At 50.6% G+C, this 10277-nt stretch carries 9 protein-coding genes, 2 tRNA genes and 2 pseudogenes; 1 reads left to right on the forward strand and 12 read right to left on the reverse strand.

What is annotated here, in order from left to right; all coding sequences use genetic code 11:
* Positions 1-47: 47 nt before the first annotated feature.
* The 3 genes from pheT to POTG_RS20235 all read right to left on the reverse strand — a co-directional run bounded on the left by pheT (position 48) and on the right by POTG_RS20235 (position 4164).
* Complete coding sequence (gene pheT, locus POTG_RS20225) at positions 48-2489, reverse strand: phenylalanine--tRNA ligase subunit beta (RefSeq protein WP_009226700.1); 2442 nt, start codon at positions 2487-2489, stop codon at positions 48-50.
* 29 nt (positions 2490-2518) lie between these two features.
* Positions 2519-3553 carry a phenylalanine--tRNA ligase subunit alpha gene (pheS, locus tag POTG_RS20230; RefSeq protein ID WP_009226701.1) on the reverse strand — a complete coding sequence of 345 codons (1035 nt, stop codon included), beginning with the start codon at positions 3551-3553 and terminating at the stop codon, positions 2519-2521.
* Positions 3554-3927: 374 nt separating this feature from the next.
* Positions 3928-4164 carry a hypothetical protein gene (locus tag POTG_RS20235; RefSeq protein ID WP_009226702.1) on the reverse strand — a complete coding sequence of 79 codons (237 nt, stop codon included), beginning with the start codon at positions 4162-4164 and terminating at the stop codon, positions 3928-3930.
* A 134-nt stretch (positions 4165-4298) separates the two neighbouring features.
* On the opposite strand from POTG_RS20235, the pseudogene POTG_RS23370 reads away from it, so the two are divergent.
* Positions 4299-4504 (forward strand): annotated as a pseudogene (locus tag POTG_RS23370) (YwbE family protein).
* A 9-nt stretch (positions 4505-4513) separates the two neighbouring features.
* Here POTG_RS23370 and POTG_RS20240 read toward each other — a convergent pair.
* The 9 genes and pseudogenes from POTG_RS20240 to POTG_RS20275 form a co-directional block, all read right to left on the reverse strand.
* A pseudogene (locus POTG_RS20240) lies at positions 4514-4678 on the reverse strand (GyrI-like domain-containing protein); the annotation flags it as partial.
* 302 nt (positions 4679-4980) lie between these two features.
* A complete protein-coding gene (locus POTG_RS20245) occupies positions 4981-5520 on the reverse strand; it encodes a DoxX family protein (protein ID WP_009226705.1) in 540 nt (179 codons plus the stop codon).
* A gap of 199 nt (positions 5521-5719) precedes the next feature.
* Positions 5720-5793: transfer RNA gene (locus POTG_RS20250), tRNA-Gly, on the reverse strand.
* A gap of 10 nt (positions 5794-5803) precedes the next feature.
* Positions 5804-5877: transfer RNA gene (locus tag POTG_RS20255), tRNA-Pro, on the reverse strand.
* 117 nt (positions 5878-5994) lie between these two features.
* Positions 5995-6339 (reverse strand): hypothetical protein, encoded by a 345-nt coding sequence (locus POTG_RS24080; protein WP_157273530.1) that lies wholly within the window; start codon positions 6337-6339, stop codon positions 5995-5997.
* 81 nt (positions 6340-6420) lie between these two features.
* Complete coding sequence (locus POTG_RS20260) at positions 6421-7344, reverse strand: hypothetical protein (RefSeq protein WP_036646436.1); 924 nt, start codon at positions 7342-7344, stop codon at positions 6421-6423.
* Positions 7345-7391: 47 nt separating this feature from the next.
* Positions 7392-8465 carry an Atu2307/SP_0267 family LLM class monooxygenase gene (locus POTG_RS20265; protein WP_009226707.1) on the reverse strand — a complete coding sequence of 358 codons (1074 nt, stop codon included), beginning with the start codon at positions 8463-8465 and terminating at the stop codon, positions 7392-7394.
* A gap of 25 nt (positions 8466-8490) precedes the next feature.
* Entirely contained in the window at positions 8491-9447 is a 957-nt protein-coding gene (locus POTG_RS20270; RefSeq protein ID WP_009226708.1) for an aldo/keto reductase, read from the reverse strand.
* A gap of 195 nt (positions 9448-9642) precedes the next feature.
* The gene (locus tag POTG_RS20275; RefSeq protein WP_009226709.1) at positions 9643-10254 is read right to left on the reverse strand and encodes a TetR/AcrR family transcriptional regulator; all 612 of its coding nucleotides are present in this window, start codon (positions 10252-10254) and stop codon (positions 9643-9645) included.
* Between the last annotated feature and the right edge of the window lie 23 nt (positions 10255-10277).

Here is a 10277-nt window from a genome sequence, read left to right on the forward strand (position 1 = left end):
AATCGGTCGTTCTACAAATGATTCGATGTGACTTCGTCCAATTCCTGCTATTTTCTAAGCTCCGCCGCAAAAGTTTGCGACAGCCCTTCGACCACCCGGTCGTGTACTGCGGCAACTTCCTCGTCCGTCAGAGTCCGTTCCATATGGCGATATACCAGCGATAAAGCTACGCTCTTCTTGCCTTCGCCTAGCTTGGCACCCGTAAATACGTCGAATACCTCCACCGATTCCAGCAGCTCGCCGGCCTTTTCACGGATCACGCCGATTAACGCGCCCGCTTCCACATCGGAGTTCACGACAACAGCGATATCGCGCTGCATCGCCGGATAACGCGGCAGCTCTTGGTAAACGTAAGCTTCGCCCGCATAGCGGTACAGCGGTTCAAGCAGCAGCTCGGCAACATACGTATCATCCAGATCCAGCTCCCGCTGCAGCTCCGGATGAAGCTGACCCAGCGTACCGATCCGTTCCTTGCCGGACGTGCCGTTCAGGAAGATGGAAGCCGAACGTCCAGGATGGAAGCCTTGCGGCCCATCCGCTTCATACGTCATCCGTTCAGCAACCCCCAAGTATTCGAACAGGCTCTCCAACGCACCTTTGAGATCAAAGAAATCCACCTTCTCCGCCGGAGCGTTCCAGCGTTTTTCTGCCCGTTCGCCGGCCAGCAGCAAGGACAGCACCGGCAGCTCGCTTGGCTGCTTGGTCAGCTTCTCCTCCTTGGTGCGGAAGACGCTGCCGATTTCAAACAATGCCAGATTGTCCTGCTTGCGATTGCGGTTGTAAACGGCGATGTCGATCATTCCCGGCAGCAGGCTGCCGCGCAGCACGCTGCGGTCCTCGCTCATCGGCATGGCCAGGCGGATCTCCCGATCCCCTTCCCCCAGCTGCGGGAACTTCGCGCTTGCCCCTTCCCGGATGAAGGAGTAACCCATCACTTCCTGCCAGCCGCCATGAGTGAGCAGTTGGCGGATCGTGCGGCGCAGCGCCTGCGGTTTCGTATAGCCGCCGACTGTCGTTACCCCTTCGATCATCGTTGCCTCGATGTTGTCGTAACCGTAGAGCCGCGCCACCTCTTCGATCAAATCCACGTCGCGCGTAATGTCGCCGCGGCGCGTCGGCACGCGAACTTCGATGACCTCCTCCGAGCCGGCACATTCGAAGCGGAGACGTCCCAGAATCGTTTTCGCCTCCAGCGAGGAAATGTTCGTGCCCAGGTAATCGTTCAGCTTCTGAAGCGACAGGGCGATCACTTTCTCTTCCTGCTCTTGATGAACGATCTCCACGATCCCTTCAGCCACTTGGCCGCCAGCATAGGCTGCCATCAGCGAGGCCGCGCGATTCAGCGCCGGGATGACGGAAGCCGGATCCACCTCTTTCTCGAACCGCTGCGAAGCCTCCGAGCGAAGCCCCAGCGTCCGCGACGTGCGGCGGACGCTGGCGCCGGCAAATTTCGCCGACTCCAGCACAAGGTTAACCGTTTGATCGGTCACTTCTGTATCGAGTCCGCCCATGACGCCCGCCAAAGCCACCGGACGATCTTCACCATCCACGATCAATAGTGCGCCGGCTTCCAGCTCACGCTCCTGACCGTCCAGTGTCACCAGCTTCTCGCCAGCTTTGGCTTGGCGCACGCCCAGCATGCCGCCGGCGATCTTGTCAGCATCAAATGCATGCAACGGCTGCCCGTACTCCAGCATCACGTAGTTGGTGATGTCGACGATATTGCTGATCGGGCGAATCCCCGCTGCCATCAGCCGGTTTTGCATCCACAACGGCGATGGGCCGACCTTGACATCGGCGATGTAACGTACCGCATACCGGCTGCACAGCTCAGGTGCGTCGATCTTAACCTGAATCCGTTCCTTGGCCAGTACGCCAGAGGAGGCAAGCTCAGGCTGCGGCAGCTTTACTTCGCGGTTCAAAATCGCGCCTACCTCATAAGCAGCCCCGATCATGCTCAGGCAATCCGACCGGTTAGGCGTCAGGTCGAAGTCCAGCACCTTGTCGTCCAGCCCCAGCAGTTGGGTAATCGGTGTGCCGATCTCCACTTCTTCAGGCAATACGAGAATGCCTTCCTGCTGTTCCTTCGGCAGCAGCTTGTCGTTGAGGCCAAGCTCTTTGGCCGAACAGATCATCCCTTGCGACAAGACGCCGCGCAGCTTGGCTTTCTTGATCTCCAGCCCGCCCGGCAGCTTGGCGCCTACGAGCGCAACCGGTACCTTCTGGCCGGCCGCCACGTTTTTCGCGCCGCATACGATTTGCAGATCCTCTCCCTGCCCCGCGTCAACGACGCAAATGTTCAGCTTGTCAGCGTCAGGATGCTTTTCTTTGCTTTTGACAAAACCAACCACAACGTTCGAAACGCCTTGATTGCGGTTTTCGATCGAATCGATTTCAATCCCGGACCGGGTGATTTGCTCCGCCAGCTCTTCAACATTTACCCCATCCAGCGAAATATAGTCAGACAACCATTCGGTTGATACTTTCATTGTCAGTTCCCTTCCCTCTTTACGTGAAATTAAACTCTGGCAAACTGCTGCAGGAAACGCAGATCGTTGTTGAAGAAGTAGCGGATATCATCAACGCCGTACTTCAGCATCGCGATCCGTTCTACACCCATCCCAAATGCGAAGCCGCTGTATTGCTCCGGATCGTAGCCGCTCATCTCCAGCACGCGCGGATGCACCATCCCGCTGCCCAGAATTTCCAGCCAGCCGGACTGTTTGCACACCCGGCAGCCATGGCCGCCGCACTTCATACACGTTACGTCAACCTCAACGCTTGGCTCCGTGAACGGGAAGAAGCTGGGGCGCAGGCGAATTTGCGTGTTAGGTCCGAACATTTTGCGCGTGAACTCAAGCAAAGTGCCTTTCAGGTCGCTCATCCGGATGCGTTTGCCTACAACCAGCCCTTCAATTTGATGGAACTGGAACGAGTGGGTTGCATCGTCGTCATCCCGGCGGAATACGCGTCCCGGGCAGATAATTTTGACCGGCACTTCCCCTTGCATCGCTTCCATCGTCCGCACCTGTACCGGGGACGTTTGTGTCCGCATGAGCAAATCTTCCGTCAGGTAGAAGGAATCCTGCATATCACGGGCCGGATGGTCCTTCGGCAGATTCAGCGCCTCGAAGTTGTGGTAGTCCGTTTCAACCTCAGGGCCTTCCGCAATCCGGTACCCCATGCCGATGAAAATCTCTTCGATTTCCTGAATCACCTGGTTCAGCGGATGGATGCTCCCCTGCTTCAGCGGTCGGCCCGGCAGCGTGACGTCCACTTTCTCAGCGGCCAGCCGCGCTTCGGTTTCTTGGCGTTGGAACACCGCTTGCTTCTCTTCAATCACCGCTTCGATGGCGGCTCTGACCTCGTTGCCGATCTGACCGATCACCGGACGCTCCTCGGCGCTTAAGGACCCCATCCCGCGCAAAATTTCAGTTAATGCGCCCTTTTTGCCCAAATATTTGACCCGAAGGTCGTTCAAATGCCCGGCATCGACGGTTTCCGCCAGCTCTTTGAGCGCCTCCGCTTTTAGTGCTTCAAGACGTTCTTTCATGAATAGCTCCTCCTAAAAATGTTATGAGCGCTGCTTCTCGATTCGGTTTCTTACAAAACCGTTCCGAGTCACAAGCGTCAGTTCAAAAAGTCAGGTTTTCAGCACCGAGAAGGTTGGATGAAGCTAGGGACTGAAAAGCGGAGCATACGTTTGGGGTACGTGAGCACCTGAAATGTTTCCGTAGGAAACATGCATCGTAAGCATACGCTTAGCCCGGCTGAATTCAAGATTCGACGTCGAATCCGCTTCATGTCCTGCTTCGTGATCAAAAGATGACTTATTGAACAACCTCTTAAGGCAAAATAAAAAGGCCTTCTCTCCCGTAAGGGACGAAAAGACCGTGGTACCACCCTTGTTAGAGCACCGCGTAAACCTCAGCCAGCCACATGGCTCGCAAGGTGCGCATTGCTCTCGCTCCAACGAAATAACGGCTCGTAACCGGTATCCCCTAATGTGCCGGGCTGCAACCATACGCCTTGCGGCGTAACGATTCGCAGCGGCAGTTCAAGGAACTGCTCCGGAGCGAACTTCGGCAGCTCCGTTTCCCTAGCGGCGCTCTCAATCTCCGGCGCCCCTTCCCTGTTGGTCGGTTCCTGCTTACTCTTCTCCATCCACGCATTTCATGTCATAATTACCTGCTATTATATGCTAAACGGACAGCCGTTGGCAAGTCAGCGGTGAATTATGGTATCTTAAAGTGGTTATACCAAACGCTACTCCATCACGTCAAGGAGGGACCCGCCCAATGAACGGCAACGAACGCAAGAACATCAGGCCTGGCCTCACCGTGGACATCGTATTAAAAAAGATCAGCCCACCGGCAAACTAACCCGCGGCATAGTCAAGGACATTCTGACGAACTCCGCGACCCATCCGCACGGCATTAAGGTCCGGCTACAGGACGGTCAGGTAGGCCGAGTGAAAGTGATTCATCCCGGCAAATCCGACTGATCCAAAGACTTAGATCCGCCTTACCGGATGCCGCAGCACGGTTTTCATCTTCTCCGGCGCGGTTTTGCGCGGGTCCGACAGATAGATTTCATGATGCTTGCGAAGGTCATCGAAATTCTCGGTTAATCCATTCGCTTCCAGGAACGCCCTCATCCGGGCAACCGATTCCGGTTCCCGCTGCGCCAACTCGGCGGCAGTGATCGTTTTACGCTCCAGCAGCAGATAGGCGATTTCAAACAGACGGTTCATTTGCACGCGTACCCTCTCCTTTTGATGACAAGTATACCCTACAAATAAGACATCGCAATGTCATATTAAGAAAAACGTCTATCGACGTACATTCAAAGTAGACAGACCGCGTTTAGCGGAAGTTTTTCTTGCGATATCAGGATGCTAATGCCCCGAAGTTTATACTTTCTGATATCTTAAAAAAAGAAGAGCTCTCTAGGAGAGCCCTTCTGCTTTATGGTTGTTTGTTACGCCGTGTGTTTAACGTTCAGCGGTTGCTTAGGCGTCGGGGCTTGCGTTCCGGCATCGCCTTTTTTGTGGAACAACTTGCGGAGGTAAGGCATCACGTAGTAGTCGAGGCCGATTTTACCAGCGTTAGCTGCTGCCACGAGAACCAGCACTTCAAGGATCAACATTTGCGCGTTGGTGCTTACCGTACCCGAGAAGAGGAACGCGGCGTTCATCACGAAGCCCATCAGTGCAGCGAAGGTGGTGAAGGTACCGAGGATCAGCCCCAGGCCAACCAGGAATTCGCCGTAAGGCACCAGGAAGTTAAAGAGTCCGACATTCGGCAAGGCAAAGTGTTCCAGGAAGGCTGCCCACCAGCCTTGTACGGCCGGATGGTCGCCAGTGCTGTTCGCGATCGCTCCGGTCAGGAAGCCTGCGGCATCGAAGCCGCCGGTGATTTTATGATAGCCGGCTTCGATCCATTGGTAGCCCAGGTAGACGCGGATAACGGTCAGGAGCCACATCGCCACTTTGTTTGTTCTCAGGAAATTGTTAAACATAAGAACCACTCCTCTTATTTATCGTTGGTTTTTTGTTTTTCGGATGATCATCTTTGATGTCTTTATTATATGTGATTTATTTCACTATATATGTGATTTAAATCACAAATATCAAAAATTGAGAAAATAAATTTTAAACTACTTCCGCCGCAACAACAAAAAAATCCTTACCGAAGTAAGGATTTAAGCTTCTTCATTATGGAGCGGGTGATGGGAATCGAACCCACGCTACCAGCTTGGAAGGCTGGAGTTCTACCATTGAACTACACCCGCAATGTACAGATCGGGACGACACGATTCGAACATGCGACCCCCTGGTCCCAAACCAGGTGCTCTACCAAGCTGAGCTACGTCCCGAAGTAATGCAGGCCTTTTTGAGAAGGCAGAAATTAATATATCACGTTTCGCATGCGAACGCAAGCGAAACCTGCCAGCAGCTCTTGCTGCCGGCAGGTGGGCTCGCCATCCCCGCGCTCACGAAACGGAGTTATCGTTAATGGTATAAACTCCGCCTTGACCTTCTTCCACGATATAAACATCAAAATTATTGGATCCCCACAGGACAAATTTAAATTCCTTTCCTTTAGGGGCTCTCAAATGTGATGTTTTAAAACGACCGGCTGTAGGATTGATTTGGCCAAGTAGAGAGACTGACCGGTCTTCAGTTGGTAATATCAAACCTTTATCCAAATGTTCTGTATCGTTATAGAACTGAAGTGTATGATGGGTGTCCGTCGTATCGGCTGGAGCCGCTCTGACGGCTACACCACCATCTGCCGTGTTGGCGATGGTAAATCTCTTACCATCTTTCAGTTCCAAGTCATGTTCATGCTCGGAAACATATTTATCTACACGGCCGGTTTCGAGGTTGTAAAATAACTCGGCTGATAATGTATTTGGTCATATCCCATTCACCTCGGAACCATCCGCTAAAGTCGCCTTGATGAAATATAAAATCGTGGTTTCGCTCGGCATTCTACTTGCAGGTAATAGCTTGGCGGTAACCTCGCTAATCCAGTTTTTGATTACGCTATCGCTTACTTCCAAGTCCTTTGAGCCCCATCCTAAACGAAGCAAAGCGATCTGAGCTTGGGATAGAGCATAGTACATTCCAAGCCGAGGAATAATACGTTCAAACGTCGTTATCGTTTTGCCAATATCTGCAACCGCCTCGGAGGCGCCTACCGCTGAAATTCCGTACGTAGAAATAACTTCTGTTTTAAAATGAGAGTCAAGGAACGTATGTTCACCCTCATTCTTATTTAACGTTATCTTCAGTGTAGGGTTTGCAGTGCCTTCATGATGAATCTCTATAGCTCTGTTCAAGCCAGAAGATTCTCTATACTTGCCTGTGTCGGAAATTTTACCGAATCGTCTCACCAATAAATGATTTAAATTCTCTAGCAAAAGATTTCGATTCGCCTCATTGCTTATTGAAGCAGCATCAAGACCTAATAATCGGGCAATCCCTTCGGGTTGGAAAGGGTCCACTGGATGGTTAACCGTATGAGCAAAGTGTTCCTTAAGCCGTTCAGATAATAAAATCAATTCTGACTCCAGCAACAAATCGCAAAGATGTGACACATCCTCGTTCAAATACATATATACGAAACTTTCATTTGCAATAATCGTTTTCAGAATGTTCGCAAGATACATGTCGCCTATCAGAAAATCAGAACCGACTTGCAAAGCAAGACGTCCATCATCTGAAAATCCGGCTCTCACCGGTGGAAGAGCAAATTCAACATGATGATCTAACTTCAAGGCGACCCCAGGTTCCTTGGATATACCGTCATTGTCGTCAATTGCTGACTTTTGTGTCATACGCATCAAAACTCCCTTATATATGACTCCCCGCAGGGAAGGATATTTTAAACGGTTGTCTGCTTGTTTTCTTTTGCAATCTCTTTTCGAACAATCGGTGCAACGCGGGTGCCAAACATCTTGATGGCACGCAGGACTTCACGATGTGGCAACGTGCCGATATTCAGATGCAAGAAGAAACGGTTTGTTCCTAGCTTTTTGCGGACGAGAAGAATCTTCTCTGCAACATATTCAGGATCACCTACATAGAGGGCACCATCCATCTTGCGAGCATCATCGTAGGATGCAGCGCTGTATGGCGGCCATCCCAACACTCTGCCGAGTTCGTTCATTTGAACGACCGTGTAAGGTCGGTGTAACTCGACAGCCAGTTCTGTGGTTTCTCCGACGAAGCCGTGCGAGTGTGTCGCAATTTTAAGCTTACTTACATCGTGGCCTGCACTCGCAGCTGCTTGTTTATACAATTCGACTAACGGAGCAAATCTTTCCGGGTTTCCGCCAATGATCGCAAAGACGATGGGCAATCCCAACATTCCTGCTCGTATGGCCGATTCTGGTCGTCCGCCGGAGCCAATCCACACCGGAAGCGGGTCTTGGACAGATCGCGGATAGACGCCGAGATTATGAATCGCCGGGCGATTCCCCCCTCGCCAGGTGACTTTTTCCGAAGCTCTAATCTTTAGAAGCAACTCAAGGTGTTCTTCAAACAATTCGTCGTAGTCATTCAAGCTGTAGCCAAACAACGGGAACGAATCAACAAAGGATCCTCGCCCCACCATAATTTCGGCCCGCCCATTACTGATGCTGTCCAGCGTTGAAAATGATTGGTAGACGCGAACCGGATCATCCGAGGAAAGGACGGTAACGGCACTCGTGAGCCGAATTCGCTTGGTTAAAGCTGCCGCTGCAGCAAGGATGACGGCTGGAGCTTCGGAGGCAAAATCAAACCGTTGATGCTCTCCGATTCCAAACACATCAAGGCCAACTTGATCGGCAACAACGATCTCTTCGATCCCGTTACGAATCCGCTCGGAATGGCTGATTCTCTTGCCCGTTACAGGATCTGGTGTGGTCTCTAGAAAAGTATTGATGCCTAGTTCAAAATCTATGGATTCAGTCATGGTGATCCTCCTTCATTTTCTGTAATTAACGATGTCCTGCAGCAACGTTTTTGGGCGCGATTTGATTGAGACGTTGAAGGTCCGAATCCGTAAGTTCAACCTGCAAGGCTGCAATATTTTCTTCTAAATACTTTCTTCTTTTCGTTCCTGGAATCGGCACGATATCGTTACCTTGCATCAAAATCCATTTCAACGCCAGTTGAGGGGCGGTGCATCCCTTTTCAGCCGCCATTTCTTGAATCCGAGCAACAAATTGAAGGTTTTTCTGTAAGTTCTGTCCTTGAAATCTTGGGAAATTTCGTCTTACATCGTCGTAATCCAAATCCTCGTAGCGCTGAATTGTCCCGGTTAGGAACCCGCGTCCAAGCGGGCTGTAGGCGACAAATCCGATGCCAAGCTCTCTGAGAGTAGGAAGAACTTCGTCTTCAATGTCTCGGGACCATAAGGAGTATTCCGTTTGCACTGCTGTGATTGGATGAACTGCATGTGCACTGCGGATCAGATGTGCCGGGGCTTCCGAAAGGCCGATATAACGGACCTTCCCTTCTTTAACCAACTCAGCCATCGCCCCTACCGTCTCCTCAATGGGGGTGAAGGGATCGATCCGGTGCAGATAATACAGGTCAATGTGGTCAACGCCTAATCTGCGCAAGCTTGCTTCAGCGGCTGCCTTAACATATTCCGGTCTTCCGTTATAGCTCCAAGGGCCTCCCCATCTGTCGCGTACGACCCCGAACTTGGTAGCCAAAACGACCTCGTCACGCCGATCTTGAATCGCTTTTCCCACCAGTTTCTCATTTTCTCCGATACCGTACAGATCTGAGGTATCCAAGAAGTCTACACCAAGGTCCAATGCTCGATGAATCGTCCGTATCGATTCCTGTTCATCCCGGTCGCTGCCGTAAAAATCAGACATGGTCATGCAGCCTAATCCCATAGCAGAGACTTTCAGCCCGCTTGACCCAAGAGCTCTTTTTTCCATAAAAAAATCTCTCCTTTGTCATTTTGTTTCGTATGTTAAGAAATCAACATTTCGGAATGATTTGTATTGCCGAGTTCTACTTTAGTGCTTATAAGCCTCACCCCCCCTTTTTTAATCGAACGTTCGTTCAAAATGCTATAAAATTCATTCTTTTTATCGAACGTTCGATCGATAAAGGTTAAAAAAATGGGCCGTTCATGCTTTAATCGCATCCCAGCTCATTTGAATCATTTTGTCGATGTTGGCAGGGCTGAATTCATACTCACCATTGATATACTCTTTGCCCATTTGGACAAATGGCAAGCAGGAGTAAGTAACGAGAAGATTCGTTTCCGAATCCTTAAACAGTCCTTCCTTAATCCCCCTTTCGAATAAAGAATACATCGGCTTGAACACGCCACCGTTTTGATCTTTACAGTGTTTTTGTATAAACGGCGAATCAAGAAACTGTTCCATCAACAGAAAATTTGCTTGATTATTCACGATATAACTGGAATAATTACGCAAGATCTTCTCAAAGGCAGCCTTGACTGACATATCCGCCGTTACGCCAAGAAACATCTTCTCATGCATTTGTTCCTTGAGCTTAAAGTATAGTTTAATCAGCAAGTCTTCTTTACTTTCAAAATAAAAGTAAATGGTCGACGAAGAGATATTCGCCCTCTTCGCAATTTTGGACATGGATATTTCGGATAGTCCAATTTCATTGAGAAGTTCAATCGTTGTCTGATAGATCAGCTCTGTTTTGTTATCGGATTTATTTTTCATGGCCACATTATAATCGAACGTTCGATCAAGAGTCAACACTTACACCCAACTCATCCTTTCTT

This window comes from Paenibacillus sp. oral taxon 786 str. D14, assembly GCF_000159955.1.
Classification (GTDB): domain Bacteria; phylum Bacillota; class Bacilli; order Paenibacillales; family Paenibacillaceae; genus Fontibacillus; species Fontibacillus phoenicis.